Annotated in this window: 24 protein-coding genes; 10 read left to right on the forward strand and 14 right to left on the reverse strand. The window is 60.0% G+C overall.

The window, feature by feature from the left end:
- Positions 1-316 precede the first annotated feature (316 nt).
- A complete protein-coding gene (locus tag LJU29_RS19620; RefSeq protein WP_002554613.1) occupies positions 317-496 on the forward strand; it encodes a hypothetical protein in 180 nt (59 codons plus the stop codon).
- Between the two features lie 83 nt (positions 497-579).
- On the opposite strand, the gene LJU29_RS19625 is transcribed toward LJU29_RS19620, so the two are convergent.
- The 5 genes from LJU29_RS19625 to cysM all read right to left on the reverse strand — a co-directional run bounded on the left by LJU29_RS19625 (position 580) and on the right by cysM (position 6,668).
- Entirely contained in the window at positions 580-1,119 is a 540-nt protein-coding gene (locus LJU29_RS19625; protein WP_005744739.1) for a DUF2058 domain-containing protein, read from the reverse strand.
- Between the two features lie 30 nt (positions 1,120-1,149).
- On the reverse strand, positions 1,150-1,983 hold the full coding sequence (gene mazG, locus LJU29_RS19630; protein ID WP_257111085.1) for a nucleoside triphosphate pyrophosphohydrolase: 834 nt from the start codon (positions 1,981-1,983) through the stop codon (positions 1,150-1,152).
- A 27-nt stretch (positions 1,984-2,010) separates the two neighbouring features.
- Positions 2,011-4,254 carry a GTP diphosphokinase gene (gene relA / locus LJU29_RS19635; RefSeq protein ID WP_004657204.1) on the reverse strand — a complete coding sequence of 748 codons (2,244 nt, stop codon included), beginning with the start codon at positions 4,252-4,254 and terminating at the stop codon, positions 2,011-2,013.
- Between the two features lie 156 nt (positions 4,255-4,410).
- The gene (gene rlmD, locus LJU29_RS19640) at positions 4,411-5,766 is read right to left on the reverse strand and encodes a 23S rRNA (uracil(1939)-C(5))-methyltransferase RlmD (RefSeq protein ID WP_257111086.1); all 1,356 of its coding nucleotides are present in this window, start codon (positions 5,764-5,766) and stop codon (positions 4,411-4,413) included.
- Positions 5,766-6,668, reverse strand: coding sequence for a cysteine synthase CysM (gene cysM / locus LJU29_RS19645; protein ID WP_002554618.1), 903 nt, complete (start codon positions 6,666-6,668; stop codon positions 5,766-5,768). The genes rlmD and cysM overlap by 1 nt, the downstream gene beginning before the upstream one ends.
- A gap of 252 nt (positions 6,669-6,920) precedes the next feature.
- On the opposite strand from cysM, the gene LJU29_RS19650 reads away from it, so the two are divergent.
- The 3 genes from LJU29_RS19650 (at position 6,921) to LJU29_RS19660 (ending at position 10,631) form a co-directional block, all read left to right on the forward strand.
- Positions 6,921-9,674, forward strand: coding sequence for a response regulator (locus LJU29_RS19650; RefSeq protein ID WP_057404434.1), 2,754 nt, complete (start codon positions 6,921-6,923; stop codon positions 9,672-9,674).
- A gap of 115 nt (positions 9,675-9,789) precedes the next feature.
- Entirely contained in the window at positions 9,790-10,227 is a 438-nt protein-coding gene (locus tag LJU29_RS19655; RefSeq protein WP_002554619.1) for a hypothetical protein, read from the forward strand.
- Positions 10,224-10,631, forward strand: a complete 408-nt coding sequence (locus tag LJU29_RS19660) for an META domain-containing protein (protein WP_044319347.1) — start codon at positions 10,224-10,226, stop codon at positions 10,629-10,631. Before LJU29_RS19655 ends, LJU29_RS19660 begins: the two co-directional genes overlap by 4 nt.
- Positions 10,632-10,990: 359 nt before the next feature.
- Here LJU29_RS19660 and LJU29_RS19665 read toward each other — a convergent pair whose 3' ends face one another.
- Positions 10,991-11,458 (reverse strand): TlpA disulfide reductase family protein, encoded by a 468-nt coding sequence (locus LJU29_RS19665; RefSeq protein WP_011169249.1) that lies wholly within the window; start codon positions 11,456-11,458, stop codon positions 10,991-10,993.
- A 129-nt stretch (positions 11,459-11,587) separates the two neighbouring features.
- Here LJU29_RS19665 and arsC point away from each other — a divergent pair, with 129 nt between their 5' ends.
- The 3 genes from arsC (at position 11,588) to LJU29_RS19680 (ending at position 13,317) form a co-directional block, all read left to right on the forward strand.
- Positions 11,588-11,941, forward strand: a complete 354-nt coding sequence (arsC, locus tag LJU29_RS19670) for an arsenate reductase (glutaredoxin) (protein ID WP_257112796.1) — start codon at positions 11,588-11,590, stop codon at positions 11,939-11,941.
- A complete protein-coding gene (wrbA, locus tag LJU29_RS19675) occupies positions 11,938-12,543 on the forward strand; it encodes an NAD(P)H:quinone oxidoreductase (RefSeq protein ID WP_257111087.1) in 606 nt (201 codons plus the stop codon). Before arsC ends, wrbA begins: the two co-directional genes overlap by 4 nt.
- A 102-nt stretch (positions 12,544-12,645) precedes the next feature.
- The gene (locus tag LJU29_RS19680) at positions 12,646-13,317 is read left to right on the forward strand and encodes a DNA-3-methyladenine glycosylase I (RefSeq protein ID WP_004657183.1); all 672 of its coding nucleotides are present in this window, start codon (positions 12,646-12,648) and stop codon (positions 13,315-13,317) included.
- 6 nt (positions 13,318-13,323) lie between these two features.
- Here the strand turns inward: LJU29_RS19680 and ttcA are convergent, their stop codons facing one another.
- Positions 13,324-14,148 carry a tRNA 2-thiocytidine(32) synthetase TtcA gene (gene ttcA / locus LJU29_RS19685; protein WP_257111088.1) on the reverse strand — a complete coding sequence of 275 codons (825 nt, stop codon included), beginning with the start codon at positions 14,146-14,148 and terminating at the stop codon, positions 13,324-13,326.
- A 194-nt stretch (positions 14,149-14,342) separates the two neighbouring features.
- Between ttcA and LJU29_RS19690 the strand changes: the two genes are divergently transcribed.
- Positions 14,343-14,837 (forward strand): SprT family zinc-dependent metalloprotease, encoded by a 495-nt coding sequence (locus LJU29_RS19690; protein WP_002554626.1) that lies wholly within the window; start codon positions 14,343-14,345, stop codon positions 14,835-14,837.
- A 68-nt stretch (positions 14,838-14,905) separates the two neighbouring features.
- Here LJU29_RS19690 and LJU29_RS19695 read toward each other — a convergent pair whose 3' ends face one another.
- From LJU29_RS19695 to LJU29_RS19710, 4 genes are all read right to left on the reverse strand, one after another.
- Complete coding sequence (locus LJU29_RS19695) at positions 14,906-16,258, reverse strand: dicarboxylate/amino acid:cation symporter (protein ID WP_004657180.1); 1,353 nt, start codon at positions 16,256-16,258, stop codon at positions 14,906-14,908.
- 449 nt (positions 16,259-16,707) lie between these two features.
- Positions 16,708-18,054 (reverse strand): ATP-binding protein, encoded by a 1,347-nt coding sequence (locus LJU29_RS19700; protein WP_004665996.1) that lies wholly within the window; start codon positions 18,052-18,054, stop codon positions 16,708-16,710.
- Positions 18,051-18,728: a response regulator gene (locus LJU29_RS19705; RefSeq protein WP_002554629.1), complete on the reverse strand. Its 678-nt coding sequence runs from the start codon at positions 18,726-18,728 to the stop codon at positions 18,051-18,053. Before LJU29_RS19705 ends, LJU29_RS19700 begins: the two co-directional genes overlap by 4 nt.
- Positions 18,729-18,755: 27 nt before the next feature.
- Complete coding sequence (locus LJU29_RS19710; RefSeq protein WP_057424082.1) at positions 18,756-19,106, reverse strand: hypothetical protein; 351 nt, start codon at positions 19,104-19,106, stop codon at positions 18,756-18,758.
- Between the two features lie 172 nt (positions 19,107-19,278).
- Between LJU29_RS19710 and LJU29_RS19715 the strand changes: the two genes are divergently transcribed.
- Positions 19,279-20,076, forward strand: a complete 798-nt coding sequence (locus LJU29_RS19715) for a dienelactone hydrolase family protein (RefSeq protein ID WP_257111089.1) — start codon at positions 19,279-19,281, stop codon at positions 20,074-20,076.
- Between the two features lie 114 nt (positions 20,077-20,190).
- Here LJU29_RS19715 and LJU29_RS19720 read toward each other — a convergent pair whose 3' ends face one another.
- Positions 20,191-20,724: an REP-associated tyrosine transposase gene (locus LJU29_RS19720; RefSeq protein ID WP_122322341.1), complete on the reverse strand. Its 534-nt coding sequence runs from the start codon at positions 20,722-20,724 to the stop codon at positions 20,191-20,193.
- Positions 20,725-21,109: 385 nt separating this feature from the next.
- Between LJU29_RS19720 and LJU29_RS19725 the strand changes: the two genes are divergently transcribed.
- Positions 21,110-21,835 carry a 4'-phosphopantetheinyl transferase family protein gene (locus LJU29_RS19725; protein WP_257111090.1) on the forward strand — a complete coding sequence of 242 codons (726 nt, stop codon included), beginning with the start codon at positions 21,110-21,112 and terminating at the stop codon, positions 21,833-21,835.
- Here LJU29_RS19725 and fhuF read toward each other — a convergent pair whose 3' ends face one another.
- Entirely contained in the window at positions 21,836-22,582 is a 747-nt protein-coding gene (gene fhuF, locus LJU29_RS19730; RefSeq protein ID WP_257111091.1) for a siderophore-iron reductase FhuF, read from the reverse strand.
- Positions 22,540-24,150 (reverse strand): ATP-binding protein, encoded by a 1,611-nt coding sequence (locus LJU29_RS19735; RefSeq protein WP_257111092.1) that lies wholly within the window; start codon positions 24,148-24,150, stop codon positions 22,540-22,542. Before LJU29_RS19735 ends, fhuF begins: the two co-directional genes overlap by 43 nt.

Consider the following 24,150-nt stretch of genomic DNA (forward strand, 5'->3'; position numbering starts at 1 on the left):
TGCCCCGACGCCGAACCTCGCGCTATACGGACACCTATCGTTCCCTACGCTCCGCGTGGGAATGCCGTTCTTGACGCTCCGCGTCATCTTTTTGCACCGCTAAAGGCACATGAAAAATCCTTCACTTTGCCGCAACCAAGCTGCAAGCCTCGCCATGCAAGGGCTGTAGGCAAACGACCATTTTTTGCTCACTCGGGAACCTGAACAGGCTATTTACTTAGGCAGCTAACAAATTCTATAAAAGAGTCCTGCGACACATCGCCGCAGTATCCAGAGGCCTAACCATTCAGGCCATCAAAGTCAGGAGCTTACTACTATGACTGTCAGAGTTACTGAACGCGACGACGCCCACCTCTCTCACGAAGCCGTTGCCGACGGCATCCAGATCTGGGACGTGCATCAACAGGATCAACTTGTCGGTATGTTCCACGTAGAGTCCGATGCTCTACGCTACAAGGAAGAGCTGGAAGCACTGGAAAGCCAGGGCAACCACTAAGCAACTTCCCTGAACCGCAACCACCCAGAACAATAAACGACAAAACCCGCTGAATGCGGGTTTTGTTTTGACGGGTCAGCGCGTTACCACATCAGGTCGTCAGGCACCTGATACGCAGCGTACGGATCGTCGGCATCCGGCGCTTCGGTCGGGGTGTTGAGCAACACGATACGGCGCGGGTCGCGCTCCTGGATCTTCAGCGCTGCCTCACGCGGAATGATCTCGTAACCGCCGCCATGGTGAACGATGGCCAGCGAACCACTGCTGAGCTTGTTGCGCACCAGCGCGTTGACCGAGATCCGCTTGACCTTCTTGTCGTCAACGAAGTTGTAGTAATCCTCGGTAATCAGCTTGGGCAGACGCGACACTTCGATCAGTTGTTTGACCTGAGCAGTACGGGCCTTCTGCTCGACCTTCTCCTGCTGCTGACGGTTGAGCTCCTGGTCACGCTTGGCCTTCTCGGCCATGGCTTCCTGAGCCGCGCGCTTTTGCGAGTCGTCGGCCTGGGCCTGACCCTTGTGCACCAGACGCTGCTCTTTCTGCTTTTCTTTGCCGACCTGCTTGGCCTGCTTTTGGTTGACCAGACCTGCCTTGAGCAACTGATCGCGAAGGGAAAGGCTCATTGTCTACTCACTTATACCGTTACCGCACACTCAGCCGCAGCCGGGCGTGCTCTTTTCCTGACGTTTGGCTTCGCCCCACAATGCGTCCATTTCTTCGAGCGAGCACTCTTCGATAGGACGCTGGATGTGGCGCAAGGCCTGTTCAATGAATCGGAAGCGTCTGTCAAACTTGCTATTGGCCGAGCGTAGCGCAGTTTCCGGGTCGACTTTAAGGTGCCGGGCCAGGTTCACGACGCTGAACAGCAAATCGCCGACTTCCTCGGCAATGCCTTCGGCGTCATTGTCGACCATGGCTTCGAGAATTTCATCGAGTTCTTCGCGTACCTTGTCGACCACCGGCAACGCTGCAGGCCAATCGAAGCCGACCTGCGAAGCGCGCTTCTGCAGTTTGGCGGCACGACTCAACGCAGGCAAGGCCACCGGCACGTCGTCGAGCAGCGACAACTGCTCGGGGGCGCCAGACTTTTCGGCACGTTCCTCGGCCTTGATCTCGTCCCAGCGCTGGTTGACCTGCTCGTCGGTCAGGCGCGGCGTTTCCGCCGGCGCGTACAACTCGCCGGTCGGAAACACGTGCGGATGGCGACGCAGCAACTTGCGGGTAATGCCGTCGATGACGTCGTCGAATTCAAACCGGCCTTCTTCCTTGGCCAACTGGGCATAGAAGACCACCTGAAACAGCAGGTCACCCAACTCACCCTTCAGATGGTCGAGGTCGCCCTGCTCGATGGCATCGGCCACTTCGTAGGCTTCTTCCAGCGTATGCGGCACGATGCTGGCGTAGGTCTGCTTCAGGTCCCACGGGCAACCAGACTGCGGATCACGCAGCCGGGCCATGAGGTTCAGCAGGTCTTGAACTGTATACATGGGGCTCCCTGTGAGCGCAGGCAAGGCTTATGGCGTCCTGTTCCTGCGCGTTTCAATGATGTTCGGCAGCTGGGAAATACGCCCCAGCAACCGCCCCAGTGCGTCCAGGCCCGGAATCTCGATGGTCAGCGACATGAGCGCTGTGTTGTCTTCCTTGTTCGAGCGGGTGTTGACCGCCAGTACGTTGATACGCTCGTTGAGCAGCACCTGGGTGACGTCACGCAGCAGGCCGGAACGGTCGTAGGCGCGAATGATGATGTCCACCGGATACGTGAGCACCGGCACCGGCCCCCAGCTGACCTGAATGATCCGCTCGGGCTCGCGACCACCCAGTTGCAGCACCGAAGCGCAATCCTGACGGTGAATGCTGACGCCACGGCCCTGGGTGATGTAACCGACAATCGCATCGCCCGGCAGCGGCTGGCAGCAACCGGCCATCTGTGTCATCAGGTTGCCAACGCCCTGAATCTGAATATCGCCACGCTTGCCAGGCTTATAGCCCGTAGCTTTGCGCGGGATCAGTTCCAGCTGTTCATTGACGCGATCAGGTTCAACCTGCTGCTGAGCCAGATTGACCAGTTGCGCCAGACGCAGATCACCCGCGCCCAGGGCGGCAAACATGTCGTCGGCGGTCTTGTGGTTGGCCTTGTCCGCCAGCTTGTCGAAGTCGACCTGCGGCAATGCCAGGCGCGCCAGTTCGCGTTCGATAAGGGTTTTACCGGCCGCAACGTTCTGGTCGCGGGCCTGCAATTTGAACCAGTGAACAATCTTCGCCCGCGCCCGCGAGGTCGTGATGTAACCGAGGTTGGAGTTCAGCCAGTCACGGCTCGGCGTGCCGTGCTTGCTGGTGATGATCTCGACCTGCTCGCCGGTCTGCAGGCTGTAGTTGAGCGGTACGATGCGGCCGTTGATCTTCGCACCACGGCAGTTATGGCCGATTTCGGTGTGCACCCGATAGGCAAAGTCCAGCGGTGTTGCGCCCTTGGGCAGATCGATGGCATGGCCGTCAGGGGTGAAGACGTAGACCCGGTCAGGCTCGATATCAACCCGCAGCTGATCTGCCAGGCCACCGATGTCACCCAGCTCTTCATGCCACTCAAGTACCTGACGCAGCCAGGAAATTTTCTCTTCGTAATGATTGGAGCCGGATTTGACGTCAGTGCCTTTATAGCGCCAGTGCGCGCAAACGCCCAGTTCGGCCTCTTCGTGCATGGCGTGGGTGCGTATCTGCACTTCCAGGACCTTGCCTTCCGGCCCGATGACCGCTGTGTGCAGCGAGCGATAGCCATTTTCCTTGGGGTTGGCAATGTAATCGTCGAACTCTTTGGGAATATGCCGCCACAAGGTGTGCACAATGCCCAGCGCGGTATAGCAATCGCGCATTTCCGGGACCAGTACACGCAACGCGCGCACGTCATAGATCTGGCTGAATGCCAGGCCTTTGCGCTGCATTTTGCGCCAGATGGAGTAGATATGCTTGGCTCGGCCACTGATGTCAGCCGTCACGCCGGTGGCTTGCAGTTCGTTGTCGAGCTGGGACATGACGTCGCTGATGAAGCGCTCGCGGTCCAGCCGGCGCTCGTGCAGCAGCTTGGCGATCTGCTTGTACTGATCAGGCTCCAGGTAGCGGAAAGACAGGTCTTCCAGCTCCCACTTGATATGCCCGATACCCAGACGATGGGCCAGCGGCGCGTAGATGTCGAAGACTTCCCGGGCCACACGGTTGCGTTTCTCGTCGTCGGCGTTCTTTACCGCACGAATCGCGCAAGTGCGCTCGGCCAGCTTGATCAGCGCAACGCGAACGTCGTCGACCATCGCCACGAGCATCTTGCGCAGGTTTTCAACCTGCGCCTGACTGCCCAGCACCAGAGATTGACGAGGGCTGAGACTGGCGCTGATCGCGGCCATGCGCAGCACGCCGTCGATCAGTTTGGCGACCGTCGCGCCGAAACGCTGCTCGACCTCCGGCAAAGGGATGACGCCTTCGCGCACGCCGCGGTAAATGACCGCTGCAACCAGCGAGTCCTGATCCAGCTTGAGGTCAGCCAGGATCTCCGCGATTTCCAGACCGGTCTGGAAACTGGAGGTGCCCTCTGCCCAGTGATTCTTGTGGGCCTTGTCGTTCTGCTCGGCTTGCCGGGCAAACTCACAGGCCTGTTTCATGACTTCCCGGTCCAGGACCAGGTCGACGCTGACAATATGATCGAGCCACGCGTCGAGATTGATACTGCCGTCTGTGTTTATCGGCTGGTTCGCTCTCACCTGTACCATGCTGCTTACCTTCCCTACGGCGCGATGAATAGCGCCATCAGTCGCCAGCCTTCTGAGCGAATGCCACTTGCCGGGCAAGCAAGGACCGGCATTCGCGGGCCAGTCGGATTAAATGAGGTTCCCTGTCAGCAGCGACCTCGATCCAGTGAACGCTGCTCACTTACTCATTTCAAATAAAGCCATCGCCTCGACATGCGCCGTCTGTGGAAACATATCGAGGATTCCGGCACGTTTTAATCGGTAGCCCTGACTGATCAGTTCGACCGTGTCACGAGCCAAAGTTGCCGGGTTGCATGAAACATAAAGCAGTCGCCGGGCACCCGTTTTTCTGATCTGGCGAACCACTTCAAAGGCCCCGTCACGCGGTGGGTCCAAGAGTACCGCAGAAAACCCTTCCGCCGCCCAGTCGGCGTGTGTCAGCGGCTGGGAAAGATCCGCCTGAAAAAACTGCACATTGTGCAGATCATTACTCATTGCGTTGACGGCTGCACGCTCGACCATGGTCGCAACGCCTTCGACCGCCACCACTTCCTTCGCCGGACCCGCCAGTGGCAAGGCAAAATTGCCCAGACCGCAAAACAGGTCCATTACCCGTTCATCTTTGGCAGGCGCCAGCCATTGCAGAGCCTGCTCGATCATCGCGGTGTTAACCGCCGCGTTGACCTGAATGAAATCTCCCGGTCGCCAGGCCAGTTGCAGGTTCCACGGCTCCAGCCGGTAACCCAGCGTATCGCCGGGGCTGGCCGGTTGGGGCTCGCCCTCGCCGTGCAGCCACAGCTGCGCGCCGTGCTTGGAGCAAAACGCCTGCAACAACGTCAGGTCGGCCTCGGCAAGCGGCGCGGTGTGGCGCAACAACACGGCAGTCGCAACCCCACTGAACAACTCGACGTGACCCAGCGCCTGCGGTTTGCTGAAGTTTTTCAGCATGCCAGGCAACTCATTCATGATGGGTTGCAAGGCCTGTACCAGCACCGGACAGTGTTCGATGCTGACGATGTCCTGACTGGCGGCTGCGCGGAACCCCACGTCCAGCCTTTTGGCCTTGGCATCCCAGCGAACCGCGACCCGCGCGCGTCGACGATAGGCCAGCTCGGCACCGCTCAACGGCGCCGCCCATTCATCCGGCACAGCATTCGCCACGCGCAACAATTGCTCGGCGAGCATGCGCTGTTTCAGGGCAAGCTGTTCTTCGTGGGGCACATGCTGAACACTGCAGCCGCCGCAGCGACCGAAATACTCACAGGCCGGAGCGCGACGCATGGTGCTGGCGTTGAAGACCCGCTCGGTGCGCGCCTCGACGACCTTGCCGCGCGCATTGAGCACCCGCGCCTCGACCTCCTCGCCCGCCAGACTGCCGGCGACAAACCAGGTCTTGCCGTCGAGAAAAGCGATACCGCGACCGTCATCGGACAGGCGCTCGATGGTCAGCCGCTGTTTTTTACCGGCAGGAATCTGCACGGTCTTAACGCCGCCCGTGGGCTGAAAGCGCAGACCTCGTTCATGCTTGGCCATCAGTTGGGCGAATCGTAGATGCCAGTCGACAGGTAGCGGTCGCCTCGGTCACAGATGATCGCCACAATCACGGCATTTTCGACTTCACGGGAAATGCGCAGTGCTCCAGCGACCGAGCCGCCGGACGACACGCCACAGAAGATGCCTTCTTCGCGCGCCAGTCGGCGCATGGTGTCTTCGGCCTCGGTCTGGCCCATGTCGATAATGCGATCGACGCGGTCCGACTGGTAAATCTTCGGCAGGTATTCATGCGGCCAGCGGCGAATACCGGGGATCGAAGCGCCCTCCATCGGTTGCAGACCGACGATCTGCACCTCGGGATTTTGCTCCTTGAGGTAGCGTGAGGTGCCCATGATGGTGCCGGTGGTGCCCATCGAGCTGACGAAATGGGTCACGGTACCGCCCGTCTGCCGCCAGATTTCCGGACCGGTGGACGTGTAATGCGCCTCGGGATTGTCGCCATTGGCGAACTGATCGAGCACCTTGCCGCGGCCTTCGGCCTGCATGCGCTCGGCCAGATCACGGGCACCTTCCATGCCCTCGTCCTTGCTCACCGAGATCAGCTCGGCACCGTAGGCGGTCATTGCGGCCTTGCGTTCGGCACTTGAGTTGTCCGGCATGATCAGAATCATCCGGTAACCCTTTATCGCTGCGGCCATGGCCAGTGCAATCCCGGTATTGCCGGAAGTCGCTTCGATCAGCGTGTCACCCGGATGGATCTGGCCGCGCAACTCGGCACGGGTGATCATCGACAGGGCCGGACGGTCTTTTACCGAGCCAGCGGGGTTATTACCTTCAAGCTTCAACAGGAGGGTATTGCTGGTATTACCCGCCATGCGTTGCAGACGCACCAGCGGAGTGTTGCCGACGCAATCGGCAATGGTTTGATACTGCAGGGTCATGGCGTCTTCGCAATCCAGACTGCGGGGGGTGCCTATCATAACGGCAAACGGCCAAAGCCCATATCACGCAAAGTGCGCTGCTTATTCCCAAAAAGAATAAACACTGTTTTTTTTCCACTGAGGCCTAGTCCTCCACAGAGAGTTAGGTGCCCATGCTGGCGGTAAATGGCTAAACTCAACCCCTTGTGCCGATACAGCCAGGCAGCCGATGCCTGATATCGACGGACTGATACGTGTTGCCGGAGAACGAGCGTGCTGACCAAGCTGGGTATAAAAGGCCGTGTGCTGCTACTGACTATTTTGCCTGCCAGCCTGATGGCCGCAATGCTTGGTGGTTATTTCACCTGGATGCAGTTGAGCGAACTGCAAAGCCAATTGCTGCAACGCGGCGAAATGATCGCACAGGATCTGGCGCCATTGGCCGCCAACGCATTGGGGCGCAAGGACAAGGTCCTGCTAAGCCGCATCGCGACCCAGACCCTGGAGCAGACCGACGTGCGCGCCGTGTCGTTTCTCGACGTCGATCGCACGCCACTGGCCCACGCCGGACCGACGATGATCAGCCCTTCGCCCATTGGCAGCGGCTCGCAGTTGCTCAATTCGACCGGCACCGACGCCACGCGTTATTTGCTCCCGGTATTCGGCAATCAACGCCACCTGACCAGCCCGATCATTCCGGCCGAAGCCGACACCCTGCTGGGCTGGGTCGAACTTGAAATATCCCATAACGGCACGCTGTTGCGCGGCTATCGAAGCCTGTTTGCCAGCCTGCTGCTGATCCTGACCGGACTGGCCTGCACCGCGACTCTTGCAGTACGCATGAGCCGCACCATCAACGGGCCGATGAGCCAGATCAAGCAGGCGGTATCGCAGCTCAAGGACGGCAACCTCGAAACCCGCCTGCCGCCGCTGGGCAGTCGGGAACTGGACGAACTGGCGTCAGGCATCAATCGCATGGCGGCGACCTTGCAGAACGCGCAGGAAGAGCTGCAACTGAGCATCGATCAGGCGACCGAGGATGTACGCCAGAACCTGGAAACCATCGAAATCCAGAACATCGAGCTGGACCTGGCTCGCAAGGAAGCCCTTGAAGCGAGCCGGATCAAGTCCGAATTCCTGGCCAACATGAGCCACGAAATCCGCACGCCGCTCAATGGCATTCTGGGTTTCACCCATTTGCTGCAAAAAAGCGAGCTGACGCCGCGTCAGTTCGACTACCTGGGCACCATCGAGAAGTCGGCCGACAACCTGTTGAGCATCATCAACGAGATTCTCGACTTTTCGAAGATCGAGGCTGGCAAGCTGGTGCTCGACAACATCCCGTTCAACCTGCGCGATCTGCTGCAGGACACCTTGACCATCCTCGCCCCGGCGGCGCATGCCAAACAGCTGGAACTGGTCAGTCTGGTGTACCGCGATACACCACTGGCGCTGTCCGGCGACCCGTTGCGCCTGCGGCAGATTCTGACCAACCTGGTTAGCAACGCGATCAAGTTCACCCGCGAAGGCACCATCGTCGCCCGCGCCATGCTTGAAGACGAAACCGAAGAGCACGCGCAATTGCGCATCAGCGTGCAGGACACCGGCATCGGCCTGTCCAGCCAGGATGTGCGGGCGCTGTTCCAGGCCTTCAGCCAGGCCGACAATTCGCTATCGCGCCAGCCGGGCGGCACGGGTCTGGGCCTGGTGATTTCCAAGCGCCTGATCGAACAGATGGGCGGCGAAATCGGTGTCGACAGCACGCCGGGCGAAGGTTCGGAGTTCTGGATCAGCCTGAAACTGCCCAAGGCCCGCGAAGACAAGGAAGAATCGTTCAACATCCCGCTGGAAGGGCTGCGCGCAGCAGTGCTTGAACACCATGACCTGGCGCGGCAGGCGCTGGAGCATCAGCTGGAAGACTGCGGTCTGCAAACCATCGTGTTCAACAACCTGGAAAACCTGCTCAACGGGGTGACGGCGGCGCACGAGACCCCGTCGGCCATCGATCTGGCGGTGCTCGGCGTGACGGCGCTGGAAATTTCCCCGGAACGGTTGCGCCAGCACATCTGGGATCTGGAAAACCTCAACTGCAAGGTCATGGTGCTATGTCCGACCACCGAGCACGCGCTGTTCCAGTTGGCGGTCCACGATGTCTACACGCAATTGCAGGCCAAGCCCGCCTGTACCCGCAAACTGCAAAAAGCGCTGTCCGAACTGATCGCGCCGCGGGCGATCCGCGCCGATATTGGTCCGCCGTTGTCTAGCCGCGCGCCGCGGGTGCTGTGCGTGGATGACAACCCGGCCAACCTGCTGCTGGTGCAGACCCTGCTCGAAGACATGGGCGCAGAAGTCGTGGCCGTCGAGGGCGGCTATGCAGCGGTCAACGCGGTGCAGCAGGAAGCGTTCGATCTAGTGTTGATGGACGTGCAGATGCCCGGTATGGACGGGCGCCAGGCCACCGAGGCGATTCGGGCCTGGGAAGCTGAACGCAACCAGAGCTCACTGCCGATCGTGGCACTTACCGCCCACGCGATGGCCAATGAAAAACGCTCGCTGCTGCAAAGTGGCATGGATGACTACCTGACCAAACCGATCAGCGAGCGGCAGCTGGCACAGGTGGTCCTCAAGTGGACGGGGCTGGCACTGCGCAACCCTGCGCCAGAACGCCAGAACGAAGCACCTGAAGGGCACGTCGGGCCGCTGGTGCTCGATCATGAAGAAGGGCTGCGCCTGGCTGCGGGCAAGGCGGATCTCGCCGCCGACATGCTGGCCATGCTGCTGGCCTCGCTGGCCGCCGACCGCGAGGCCATCCGTGCGGCGCGGGCCAACCAGGATGTACAGGCGCTGATCGAACGCATTCACCGTCTGCACGGCGCAACGCGCTACTGCGGCGTCCCGCAGCTGCGCACCGCCTGTCAACGCGCTGAAACCCTGCTCAAGCAGAACGCCGCGCACACCGAAGAAGCTCTGGACGATCTGGACAAAGCCATCATTCGCCTGGAATCCGAGGCGCGGGTGACAGCGTAATGGTAACGCTCGCTCCTCACACTTCAGCGCAGCAATGCCGTTATCGTTGTGGGTGCCCTGCGTCCGGTCCTGAAGGCGTGGAGCATGATAGGATGCGCGCAATTTTGGAGGACCCATGGTCGAACACGATTTTCGCTACAGCATGCTCAACCCGCAGCACACCTTGACCGAATGCCGCACTTTGGCGCCCGGTCGCTATCAGGTCACCGGTAACGGCGGCTCGATTCACGACAACGACCAGTTGCTGGTGACGATCAAAGGCAGCAAAAGCCTGCACATGCGCCTGACCGTCGAGAAAGTCCGGCACCTGATCAACCCGCCGGGCCAATGGATTGCAGTGGCCAAAGGTCCGGTGTTCGACGAGTTGGCGATTCATCAGTGGAAAGTGAATTGCGACAGCTGCGCCGCCGAACTGAATTTCGAGTTCATGGTAGAGAGCAAGCTGGGCGTCAAGGCGCAGAAACCTGCCGCCATCGCGCGCATCGCGGAGCTGGGCTGGAAAACCGAAGGCGAGAAGCACCTCTGCAAGAAGTGCCAGGAGAAAGCGGCATGAAACAGTTTGCGCTCCTGAGCCTGATCGGCGGCGCGCTGCTGGCCGGTTGTACCGCTGACCCGCTGCCGATCCGTCAGGACCACAGCTACGTGATGGAATGGATTGGCGAACGTCCACTCATCGACAACAGCCGCCTGACCATGACCCTGGGCGCCGATGGCCGCGCATATGGCAATGCAGGCTGCAACCACTGGTTCGCGCCGTATACGCTGAACGACCACAGCATCAGCTTCGGTCCGGTGGGCAAAACCCGCAAAATGTGCGCCCCCGCGCTGATGGAGCAGGAACAACGCTTCATCAAAGCCATCAGCAGCGTGCAACGCTGGGACATCTCGCCCATCGAGCAACTGCGCCTGTGGCCAGCCCAAGGCAAGCCGCTGCGCTTCTGGCTGGAAGATAGCTGATCCGAAGCTCCGCGTAACTTGCGACGCAGAGCGTCTAGAACTGCATTCCCACGCTGGAGCGTAGGGAACGATCACTATCCTGCGACGCCCCGCGCAACGCCTGGATCACAGCCGACTGCTCGCGCATTTCACTATCGTGCGATGCTCCGCGTCCTCGTTGCGGCGCAGAGCGTCGCGACCTGCATTCCCACGCTGGAGCGCAGGGAACGATAATCCCTACTATCGTGCGATGTTCTGCGCAACGCCTGGATCACAGCCGACTGCTCGCGCATTTCACTATCGTGCGACGCTCCGCGTCGCATGCCGTTCTGGACGCTCCGCGTCCTCGCTGCGGCGCAGAGCGTCGAAAATCGATCCGATCACCCCTCCCCGCGCAATGCCTTGAGCTTCTGGATCACGGTCGCGGCTGACTGCTCACCGAGCAGTTGCTCGCGCATCTTGCCCTTGTCGTCTATGATGTAGGTCACCGGCAGCGCTTCGGAGGGCGGAAGGCTGTACTGCTCGGCTGGGTCCTGAGCCAGCACGGTGAATTTGATACCCAGTGCGTTGGCAGCGTTTTTCAGCTCGTCGCCCTGCAGATTGTCAAAGTTGACACCCAGCACTGTGACCTTCTTGTCCTTGAGCTGTTCGGACAATGCGTTGAATTCCGGCACCTCGGTACGGCACGGGCCACACCATTCGGCCCAGTAGTTCACCACCAGCCAATGCCCCTTGATTCGCTCGCTGGCCACCTTCTGGCCGTTCTGGTCATTGCCCAGGTCCACGCCACATCCGCTGAGCAGCAAGCTGCCGAAAAGTATCACTGCTGCTGTTAATCGCCTTGCCATTTGTTTCCTTCCTCGCCCCGTTCAACCTGCAATCACTTATATCCAGGCTACGACTATTGACCATTCGATATGTCGGACAGTGCCATCGCTGGTTAGAATACGCCACCCCACACAAGATGCGACGTGCAAATGACCGATCTGACGCTGTATCACAACCCGCGCTGCAGCAAATCCCGCGGCGCGCTGGAACTGCTTCAGGCCCGCGGCCTGACGCCCGATATCGCCCTGTACCTGGAAACCCCGCCCGACGCAGAGCGTTTGCGCGATCTGCTCGGCAAGCTGGGCATCACTGCCCGGCAACTGCTGCGTACCGGCGAAGATGATTACAAGCAACTCAACCTGGCCGACCCGAGCCTGAGCGACGAGCAACTGATCGCCGCCATGGCCGCGCACCCCAAACTGATCGAGCGGCCAATTCTGGTCGCAGGCGACAAGGCTGTGATTGGCCGCCCACCCGAGAACATCCTGGAGCTGCTGCCGTGAGCACACCTTACATTCTGGTCCTCTATTACAGCCGCAACGGTTCCACCAGCGAAATGGCCCGGCAGGTTGCCCGCGGCATCGAACTGGGCGGCATGGAAGCTCGGCTGCGCACCGTTCCTGCCGTTTCCGCCGACTGCGAAGCGACCGCCCCTGAGATCCCGGAAAACGGCGCGCTGTACGCGACCCTCGACGACCTGAAAAACTGCTCAGGCCTGGCGCTGGGTAGCCCGACGCGCTTCGGCAACATGGCCGCCCCGCTGAAATACTTTCTCGACGGTACCAGCAACCTTTGGCTGACCGGCGCACTGGTCGGCAAACCCGCAGGCGTCTTCACTTCCACTGCCAGCCTGCACGGCGGCCAGGAAACCACGCTGATGTCGATGCTGCTGCCGTTGTTGCACCACGGCATGCTGATCATGGGTCTGCCCTACAGTGAATCGGCGCTGCTGGAAACCGCCGGGGGTGGCACGCCTTATGGTGCCAGTCATCACGCCGGTGCCGATGGCAAGCGCGCGCTGGACCGCCATGAGACTGACCTGTGCCGTGCACTAGGCCAGCGCCTGGCCAAAACTGCCTTGCAGCTGGACACAACACGCAGCTGAATCGGCAGGGCGTGGTCTGACGCTTTCAGTTAAATCGCAAACTTGCAGCGCAAGGGTCGGTCTGAACCCTTGACCTGCCTGTTGAATTTCTTTGGAGAACCGATGCAAGACTACAAATGGCTGAACGAGTATTGCCTGAATCGATTCGGCTCCGCCAAAGCACTGGAAGCCCACCTGCCCACCCCGAAGACACCGAAACAACTGCAAGCCATCAGCGCCGACCGCTATCTGTCGACCATGGCCCTGCGCGTGTTTCGCGCAGGCCTGAAACACAGCCTGGTGGACTCTAAATGGCCGGCATTCGAAGAAGTCTTCTTCCGCTTCGACCCGGAAAAAGTCGTGCTGATGGGGGCTGATCACCTGGAGCGGCTGATGCAGGATGCGCGCATCATCCGTCACTTGGGCAAACTCAAGAGCGTGCCGCGCAATGCGCAACTGATTCTGGACATCGAACAGGAGCACGGCAGTTTCGGCAAATTCATCGCCGAGTGGCCGGTCGATAACATCACTGGCTTGTGGCAGTACATTGCCAAACACGGCAACCAGATGGGCGGACTGTCAGCGCCACGCTTTCTGCGCATGATCGGCAAGGACACGTTCATTCCGACCTGGGACGTGGTGGCCGCGCTGAACGCGCAGGATATCGTCGACCGCGTGCCCACCAGCAAACGCGATCAGGCGATTGTGCAGGACGTGTTCAACCAATGGCACGCAGAAAGCGGTCGGCCGATGTGCCAGCTGTCAGCCATGCTGGCGTTCACCGTCAACCACTGAGCACCCTCAGATATTCACCACATTGACGAACCGCGACGCAGCGGTTTCGTCGATGCGCAGGTTGCTGAAGTCGAACAGGTTGCGGTCAGCCAGTTGCGAGGGCTGTACGTTCTGCAGGGCGCGGAAGATGCTTTCCGTGCGACCCGGTGTCTTGCGCTCCCAGTCGATCAACATGTCCTTGACCACCTGACGTTGCAGGTTCTCCTGAGAGCCGCAGAGGTTGCACGGGATGATCGGAAACTGTTTAAGGTCCGAATAGGCCTGAATGTCCTTTTCATGGCAATACGCCAATGGACGAATCACCACGTTACGGCCATCGTCGGCACGCAGCTTGGGTGGCATGGCCTTGAGCGAGCCGTTGAAAAACATGTTGAGGAAGAACGTCTCGACGATATCGTCTCGATGATGCCCCAGTGCCATCTTGGTAGCACCTATTTCATCAGCGAAGGTATACAGCGTGCCACGACGCAGCCGTGAACACAGCGAACAGGTCGTCTTGCCTTCAGGAATCAATTCCTTGACCACTGAATAGGTGTCTTTCTCGACGATGTGGTACTCGATACCCAGCTCTTTCAGATACGCAGGCAGCACGTGCTCGGGGAAGCCAGGCTGCTTCTGGTCCATGTTGACGGCCACGATGTCGAATTTGATCGACGCGACTTTCTGCAAGTGCATCAGCACATCGAGCATGGTGTAACTGTCCTTGCCGCCGGACAGACAGACCATGACCTTGTCACCCTCTTCGATCATGTTGAAGTCGGCAACGGCCTCGCCGGCCAGCCGACGCAGACGTTTCTGCAGTTTGTTCTGATTGACTGAAAGGGTGCCCATTTATGGAAATATCCGCTGACGGTAGCTTGAGAAAAGCCGGGCATTTTACCTATAACCGACCTTTGGTTAAATATGCTGCGCGCGTGCTGTTCAGGCTGGCAATCGCCCTTGATCAAAAACGACCACCGGGCGGCCAGCATTTTCAGAGCGTAGTCACATTGCGGCATACTTGGCGCACTGGAGAATCCTAAAGCATGCCCGACCAACTCAATTCACGCGTTGAAACCTGTTACCAACAAGCCGAAACCTTCTTCAAACGCACCTTCAAACGCCCAGTGGTCAGTTTCCAGTTGCGCGGCCAGAAGGCAGGTGTCGCTCACCTGCACGAAAACCTGCTGCGCTTCAATCCGCAGCTCTACAAGGAAAACGCCGAAGACTTCCTGCGCCAGACCGTGCCGCACGAAGTCGCGCACCTGATTGCCCACCAGCTGTTTGGCGGCAGCATCCAGCCACATGGCGAAGAATGGCAACTGATCATGCGCGGCGTCTATGAACTGCCACCCAACCGCTGCCACACCTACGCCGTCAAGCGACGCAGCGTGATCCGTTACATCTACCGCTGCCCTTGCCCGGACAGCGACTTTCCGTTCACTGCCCAGCGTCATAGCATGGTTCGCAAGGGCCGGCGCTACCTGTGCCGCCGCTGCCGCGAGCCGTTGGTGTTCAGCGGCGAGACGCGCACGGAATAACCCCCGCGCAAACGACAGGCATAAAAAAACCCATCCGAAGATGGGTTTTTTTATGGCCTGACGGTTAATCAGACGGTTTTGGTGGTATTCACCGCATTGGCCGGAGTCGGGCCTTCGGCAACGCCGAGGTCGTCTTCAGGACGGGTTTCCAGGATGGCACTGCCACCGGAAGCCAGCTCGGATTGCAGCTTGTCGGTGTCCAGCTCGCCGACCCACTTGGCAACCACAACGGTGGCAACAGCGTTACCGACCAGGTTGGTCAGGGCGCGGGCTTCGGACATGAAGCGGTCGATACCCAGAATCAGCGCCAGACCGGCAACCGGCAGGTGGCCGACAGCCGACAGGGTTGCAGCCAGAACGATGAAGCCGCTACCGGTTACGCCAGCAGCACCCTTGGAGGACAGCAGCAACACCAGCAACAAAGTGATCTGGTGGGTGATGTCCATGTGCGTGTTGGTCGCCTGAGCGATGAACACGGCAGCCATGGTCAGGTAGATCGACGTACCGTCGAGGTTGAACGAGTAACCCGTCGGGATAACCAGACCCACGACAGATTTTTTGGCGCCCAGACGCTCCATCTTGATCAGCATGCGCGGCAGGGCCGATTCCGACGAGGAAGTACCCAGTACGATCAACAGCTCTTCACGGATGTAGCGAACCAGCTTGAAGATGCTGAAACCGTGAGCGCGGCAGATGGCACCCAGCACCAGCACCACGAACAGCGCGCAGGTGATGTAGAAGCAGATCATCAACTGACCCAACTGCACCAGCGAGCTAACGCCGTAGGCACCGATGGTGAAGGCCATGGCACCAAACGCACCGATGGGTGCCAGCTTCATGATCATGTTGATGATGTTGAACATCACGTGGGCGAAGCGATCGATGAAGTCCAGAACCGGCTTGCCGTACGAACCCAGACGATGCAGGGCGAAGCCGAAGATCACCGAGAACATCAGGACTTGCAGGATATCGCCGTTGGCAAACGCGCCGACGATGGTGTTCGGAATCACGTTGAGGATGAAGCCGACGATGCTCTGATCCTGACCGGCAGTCACATAAGCCGCGATCTTGGATGCGTCGAGCGTGCTGACGTCGATGTTCATGCCGGCACCCGGCTGAACCACGTTGACGACGATCAGACCGATCAGCAGAGCGATGGTCGAAACGATCTCGAAGTACAGCAGCGCATAACCGCCGGTCTTGCCGACCGACTTCATGTTCTGCATGCCGGCGATGCCGCTGACGACGGTACAGAAGATGATCGGCGCGATAACCATCTTGATCAGTTTGATAAACCCGTCACCCAGCGGCTTTAGAGCCTTGCCGGTGTCCGGGTAGAAGTGACCGATCAGGATACCGATGACAATCGCAACGATTACCTGAAAATAGAGGGATTTGTAGATGGGCTGACGAGTCGTCATTGCAGTTTTCCTCAAGGGCGTCGTCGGCATCTTCACCTGATGCACGCGAGCCTATAAAGCGCTAACCCTCCTGCACTGGAGGGATTTGTTTTGTCGAGCTGCGCAAGGCAGGCCTCTGCCATGTAGATAGCAATAGGCGTGCCATAGAATCAAATAGCCATCAAAACCCCGCATTACAAGGCGCAGACGGGTAACGGTAGACGCAAACCGAAAAAGACGTGGCGGTTTTCCGCCGTATGGTGGGAAAAATGGGCACACAGTGGCGGGTATCCGCCGTTTTTCTGTGGTGACAGGAGTGCTCGGTGACGCGCAGAGGTGTGACGCAGAGCGTCACGCACGGCATTCCGACGCTGGAGCGTGAGGAACGACAGGTGTGATAACACTATCGTGCCAATGCTCCGCGTTGGCATGCCGTTCTGGACGCTCTTGAAACTGGGGTGAACACACCCTTACTGCGCCAGAAAATGAATCCTGAACGCCGCGCCGCCCAGCGGGGAATCGCCCAGGGTCAGTTGTGCGCCGTAGCTTTCGATGATGTCCTTGACCACCGCCAGACCAATGCCTTGCCCAGGGTTCTGGCGGTCCAGGCGTTCGCCACGCTCGAGAATGCGCGCGCGCTGGCTTTGCGGAACGCCGGGGCCGTCGTCTTCGACGCACAGTTCATCGCCGTCCGCTGAGCGGGTAAAGCTCACGCGTACTTCGCTCAGGCACAGCCGATAGGCGTTTTCCAGCAGGTTGCCGAGCATTTCCAGCAACGCGCCCTCTTCCATGTGCACCTGACAATGCTCCGGCAGGTCCAGCGTGGCCTTGACCTGTTTGTCGCGATACACCTTGTCGAGTGTGTTGCACAGGCTTTCGACCACAGGCCGCAGCATGACGTGATGGCGCACCAGACCGCTCTTGCGCAGGCTGGCCCGTTGCAGTTGATAGCCGATCTGTTGGCTCATGCGCTCGATCTGCGATTGCAGCACCCACGCCTGCTCGACATCCTCGGGACGCTTGGCGATGTTTTCGCTGACCCCCTGCAAGACCGCCAGCGGTGTTTTCAGGCTGTGGGCCAGGTCATCCAGCGAATCGCGGTAACGAATCCGCTGTTCACGTTCGCTGCGCAGCAGGCGGTTGAGCGAGTCGGTCAGACGCAGCAGTTCGCTGGGATGCTCCTCGCTCAGGCTGTCGCGCACGCCGGCTTCCACCTGATCCAGTTCCTGGCTCAAGCCGCGCAAGGCACGCAGCCCCCAGGTCAGGCCCATCCACAGCAACCCGAGCAGCACCGCCAGTGCTGCGCCAAAGCCCAGATAGAGCTTGCGGCGCAAACCGTCGATAGTTTCCTGATAGCCACGCAAGGGCTGCACGGCGACGATACTGAACGCGGCATTGCGCCCGCCGAGCAGCCGGATCTCGACGTCATAGACGAAATACTCATCGCCGTTGATTTCCTTGATCTTGGTGAACTCGCTGCCCTGCCCGTCATACTGCGGGCGGTAGTCGATGTTCTCGCCTTCGGTGGACAGTGAGCGCCAGACCATCTGCCCCTGGCGGTTATAGATGTAGCCCAGCAGACGGCTGCCCGGCAGGTTGAACTGTTCGCCCGGCAGTACGGACGGCATCAATAGATGACCGTCTTCGACGCGCGCCGCCGAAATCATGGTGGTCACGTCGGAAGCCAGGCGTTGCTCTATCGCCCCGCGCAGCGCCAGGCTGAACGCCCCCTGCAAAGCAGGCAGCATCAGCAGCATGAAGATCACCGCCAGAGTGGCGGCACCCAGCATCAGGCGCAGGCGAAGCGAACGAATCACGTACAGCGCTCATTGAACAGATAGCCCATGCCGCGCACGGTTTCGATAGGTTTGAACGCCACGTTGCTGTCCAGCTTGCGACGCAGGCGGCCGACCAGCACTTCGATCACGTTTGGGTCGCGCTCGTCGTCATCAGGATACAGCTGCTCCATCAGGCGCTCTTTGGGCACCACTTGCTGGTGATGGAGCATCAGGTATTCGAGGATGCGGTATTCGTAGGCGGTCAGCGCCAGCGGTTGTTCAGCCAGCGCGGCGTGCTTGCGATTGAGGTCCAGCAGCAGCGGGCCAGCCGTGATGGTGGACTGAATGAAGCCGCTGGAACGCCGCAACAGGGCGTTGAGCCGCGCTTCCAGTTCTTCGAACTGGAAGGGTTTGACCACGTAGTCGTCAGCGCCGGCCGCCAGCCCTTCGACCTTGTCCTGCCAATTGCCGCGCGCGGTCAGGATCAGAATCGGAAACGCCTTGCCCACGGTGCGCAACTGCCGAATCAGGTCCAGCCCACCGATGCCCGGCAAGCCCAGATCGATCACGGCCAGGTCGTGATTGAATTGCGTGACCTGATACAACGCTTCCTCAGCGTTGGCCACCGCTTCCACCACATGCCCCGCTTCGGTCAGACGGGTTCTCAGGTGGTGGCGCAGCAGCGCTTCATCCTCAACTACCAACAACTTCATGCAGCTCTCCCAGGCACAATCGCAGCCTCAAGACAAAGAATGAAACGACATCGTCGCATCAGTACTCAACAGGCGGGCGCTGACGGGCACGTGTTGTGTCACATCATAGCTGCCCAGCAGGATTTCGCGGCTGACAGGCACACCATTGTGAGTCCCTGTCAGGGTGCCGTAAACCGGCGGTGAATAAAGTGTGCCCACAGAAACATTGGTATGTGCCTGTTCCCCGAGCGCATGCCCCCAGCTGTTGGCGTCATCAAGCCTTTCGCTGGTCTTGCCGAACTCGATACGAGCCACGTCAAGCCGACCATCGCCCGCCTGCGCTGCGGCGCTGCCACTCAGAAAAGCCAAGGCCAGGAAAAACTTGTTGAGATTCAACATATCGACTCCTTTTGCGCTCGGGGACGCTGTCAAGGTACGGCCCAACAGTAATCGCGCCGGGCTGAACCCCGACTGAACACGCCATGAACCGGCGCTGAACAGTCATCTACACCGGATGCAGCGGAATCGGCTATGGTTGTTTGCGACCTCAAACTATCAAAAGGAGCTGACCATGCGTGTGTGGATTGCAATGATCATGATGGGCCTGACCGGACTCGCTCAGGCAGCGATCAAGACCGAGCAGATCGATTACAAGAGTGCCGACGGAACCAAACTGGTGGGTTACTACGCTTACGACGACGCGGTAAAAGGTCCACGCTCAGGTATTCTGGTGGTTCACGAGTGGTGGGGCCTGAACGACTACGCCAAGCGCCGCGCCCGCGACCTGGCTGAACTGGGCTATAGCGCCATGGCCATCGACATGTACGGCGAAGGCAAGAACACCGAGCACCCGAAGGACGCGATGGCATTCATGCAGGCTGCGCTCAAGGACAGTGATGCGGCTGACAAGCGCTTTGATGCCGGGCTGGAGCAATTGAAGAAGCAACCTCAGACCGACCCGAAAAAAATTGCAGCGGTCGGTTACTGCTTCGGCGGCAAGATCGTGCTGGACGCGGCGCGGCGCGGCGAACCGTTGCTGGGCGTAGTGAGCTTCCACGGCGCACTGGTCACCAATACCCCGGCGAAACCGGGTATCAAGGTGCCAATGCTGGTCGAGCACGGCGCCAAGGACAGCATGGTCACCGCTGAAAACGTCGCAGCCTTTAAAAAGGAAATGGACGACGCCAAGGCTGACTATAAATTCGTCAGCATCGACGGTGCCAAACACGGCTTCACCAACCCCGACGCCGACCGCCTGAGCCACGGCGACCACGGCGACCACGGCGGCCCTGACATCGGCTACGACAAGGCTGCCGATGAGAGCTCCTGGGCGGACATGAAAGTGTTTTTCAAAAAGATATTTGGTTGAGCGATAACTGAAACTCCGCGTCCGCCTGAAACGGGGAGGACGCGGAGCGTCCGGAAAGGCATGCGACGCGGAGCGCCGCACGATAGTTGAGGTCATCGCTCCGCACGCTATGCGTCAATACCAGCGCTGAATATCGATCAAACCGCGCTGCCCCTCATAATCGCGAGCGCTGGAGTACCTCCAGTGCTCACCGATGTCCACATAGCCTCTCTTTACCGGGTTGTGGTGAATGTAATCGAGCTTCTGCCGCATAACCTTTTCACTCCACACAAGCTCGGCATGAGCTCCTTCCTGCCAGACCTGATACACCCTGTCGCTCTTGTGCAGGCGTTTGACGAATCGCAGACGCTCCAGCGTGCTCTCGGCGTTGGCGTTCTCAAGTGCTTCGATTATCTGTCGAGCCGTAAATGACTTGAAACTACTCACACATTTGTCCAAGGCGGGCGCTTGGGCCACGAAGTGCAAATGGTTTTCCAATACGACATACCCGAAGAGCTGCAGTCCTTGATGAGCCTGTTGGTAGCGCCAGGCGTTGAACAGAATGTCTACCAGAACAGGCCGGGTAAAAAGCGGTAACCACTCCACCACCGTGCACGTCAGGAAATGAGGCTTCTCAGGTTCGGTGATGGTGTATCTACTCCGGCCCATGTGTTCATCCTTGAATCATCAGAGCCGCGAAAGGTACCTTCCGACCGAGTACGTGGAAATAATGAAAGTGTGACCAGTTTTTTGCTATGCACCGCCAAGAGGACGCGGAGCGTCCAGAAAGGCATGCGACGCGGAGCAACGCACGATAGTTGCGATGATCGTTCCTCACGCTCCAGCGTGGGAATGCAGTTCTCGACGCTCCGCGTCGCAAGAGGACGCAGAGCGTCCGGAAAGGCATGCGACGCGGAGCAACGCACGATAGTTACGATCATTCCGCACGCTCCAGCGTGGGAATGCAGGTCGCGACGCTCTGCGTCGCCAAGAAGGGCGCGGATAGTTACCAGTGCCCTTCCCTCAAACCCGCTCCCCCGGCAAAATGCCGCCCATGACTCAATTACCCGACCTTCCCGCCTGCTGTCCCGAACTTGTCCAGCACTGGCCGTTGCCGCATGCGCTGCCTGGCGCGGTGCTGGTCAGTGGGCGGTTTGATCCGCACACGCTGATCGACGGCGACTTTCAGCGCTGTGCGGTGCAGATGCCTGCGAGCATTCAGCGCTCGGTCGCCAAGCGTCAGGCCGAATTTCTCGCCGGTCGGCTCTGTGCCCGCGAAGCCATGTGCCAACTGGATGGCCGTCTGCATGTTCCTGCTGTGGGTGAAGACCGTGCGCCAGTCTGGCCCGCTGATGTCTGTGGCTCGATCACCCATAGCACCGGCTGGGCCGCCGCTGTGGTGGCGCACAAGCGACAATGGCGCGGGCTGGGGCTGGACACGGAAAACCTGCTGAGCCATGAGCGTGCCTCGCGACTGGCCGGGGAAATTCTGACGGCTGCCGAGCTGGCCGACATGGCGGCAGGCGCGCAGGATCAAGTCGCGCTGCGCGTGACCCTGACCTTTTCGATCAAGGAAGCGCTGTTCAAGGCGCTCTATCCCATCGTGCAAAAGCGCTTCTATTTTGAAGACGCGCAACTGCTTGAATGGTCCGCCGACGGCAACGCCCGCTTGCGCCTGCTCATCGATCTGTCCAGCGAGTGGCATGCAGGCAAGGAACTCGACGGCCAGTTCAGTGTGCTGGGCGATCATCTGTTGAGTCTGGTCGCAGTCGAAGGCTGATCAGCCGGACAGCGGACAATGCTCGCAACGCCCGCCCCACTCCACCCGATGACTCAGGCAGCACACACGCCGTTGCCTGCGCGGTTCATCACCCTGCGCCTGCGAAACGTAACGCACCGCCTGAAACAGAGGATTGGCCCGCCCATCCGGCATTTTCCTCTCGCTCAACAGCGCCAGCCCTGGCACCAATGACGCAGTGCTGCACGTGGCCAGTTGCACAAGACAGCCTTCCAGATAATCCCCGGCGCTGCTCCACAACACCGCGCAGGGCAGCCCGCCATAGGCGCTCAATGCGGCAATAAAGGGCTGCAAATTGTCATCAAGCAACCCGGCAAACCGTTGAAACGGATCAGCCGGAATGCCCCGCCAGGCCTCTCCCTCCCCCGCCAACCGAACACCATTCGGCAGGCCACGTTCATCCACTGCCAGTGCGACCTGCTCAAGCGCCAACGGCCAATGCCAGCCATGCACCAGACTGGCAACCAGCACCGGCGGAATAATCTGCATGAAGTAAAACTTGGCCCACTGCGACACCAGCACCGGCAATTGGCTGGGCATCAACTGCGGCCCGTAAATGCTCAGCAGTAACTGATCAAGCCGCTCGGCTTGCAGCAGATCAGGCAACGCCACTACAGGGCGCGAATCATCTGCCGCCAGCAACGTCTGCCCGAAGCACTCAAGCGGACCACTGAACAGCTGAGCACTCAACGCGGCACCTGCGTGCGCGGCCAGGACAGGCTGAAACACGCGCCACCCAGGCTGACACTATGGCCAATCAGCGCGCGGCCTTCGTGCCAATGGATGATCCGCCGCACAATCGACAGGCCCAGCCCATGCCCGCCTGACGCTCGGGTGCGGCTGTCATCGATACGCATGAACGGCGTGAAAATCTGCTCCCAGGCTTCTTCCGGAACGCCGGGACCGTCATCGTCCACATCGATACGGCACTGCTGCGCCTCCAGTCGGTAACTTATGCGCACCTCGTTTTCTGCATGGCGCATCGCGTTGCTCACCAGGTTCTGTACCGCACGATGCAGATAACGCGGTTCTGCCTCGACCCAGGCGGCTTCGCCCTCTTCAGAGGTCAAACATTCGCCCCGTGAAACCCGCACATCGGCGCGCAAGGGTGCCAGTTCGGCGATCACCTGATCAATCAGCGCATCCAGATCGACACGCTGGAAATTCAGGGTCGGCGCGCCTTGCTCAAGGCGCGCGTAAGTGAGCATTTCATCGACCAGTTTGTCGAGGTCCTGAATGTCGCTGTCCATGCCGCGCATGTATTTGCGCCGCGCCTCGAGAGTGGTGGCGTCGCTGACCATCTCCAGACCGAAACGCAAGCGTGCAACCGGTGTGCGTAGCTCGTGAGACACCGCGCGCACCAACTCGCGCTGGATCATCAGCGAGCGTTGCAGGTGCTCGGCCATGCTGTTGAACGCCGCCGCCACACGCCCCACCGAGTCGGAACCCTCGGTCGGCACGCGGGTTTGCAGGCTGCCTTGGGCGATCTGCGTCGCTGCAGCTTCCAGCTCCAACACGCGCCGCTCCAGACGCCGCACCAGCAAGTACACCACCAGACCGATAAAACACAGGCCCATCAAGGCGATCACCAGCAGCCAATGCAGCGGATAGGGGTTCATCTGATACAGCGGGCCGATTTCCAGCACCCAGTTGGTGTCGACGATTCCGGCCAGCACGCGGATCGAGTCGCCGCCCTTGCCCAGCGCCATTACCGTGTCGCCTTCATAGATGCGGCGGCGCTGGTCATCGTCCAGGTCAGCCTGGTCCAGCGCCAGTAGATGCAAGTCGAAACCAAAGCCCTTGTCGATGCGCAGGGCTTGCAGGCGTGCCGGTTGCTCATCGACCGGAAAGCGCACCAGCTCGTCGATCAGCAGGTAAATAGTGGCTCGCGCCAGTTGCTCGGTGATCTGCTGCACCTCGCCGCTCAGCAGCAGCGGTTCCTTGTCACTCAACTGACGATAGACCCTGGCGGCGTGCGGGCCGATCTGCTCGACCACCACCTGCCCACGCGCCAGACGACCGCGCGCGCCGCTGTCCAGTCCAGCCTGCTCGATGCTTTGCAGGCTGAGGGGAATGCCCAGCAAGCGCTCCCAGATCGCCAGGGCGCGGCGGCGCTCGATGTCGTTGAGCGGCACAAGGTTATCGGCCATCACCGTAAAGGTGCCGTGGGCCAGACGTTCGCGGTATTGCTCGCCGCGCGACTGATTGAGCACGTGCAGGGCGAACACGCCAAGCAGCGCGACCAGCACCAGTACGCCGAGCATGCCGCCGTAGATCCGCAGAAAGATCGAGTTCAT

The sequence above is a fragment of the Pseudomonas ficuserectae genome, assembly GCF_024584585.1.
Taxonomy (GTDB): Bacteria; Pseudomonadota; Gammaproteobacteria; order Pseudomonadales; family Pseudomonadaceae; genus Aquipseudomonas; species Aquipseudomonas amygdali.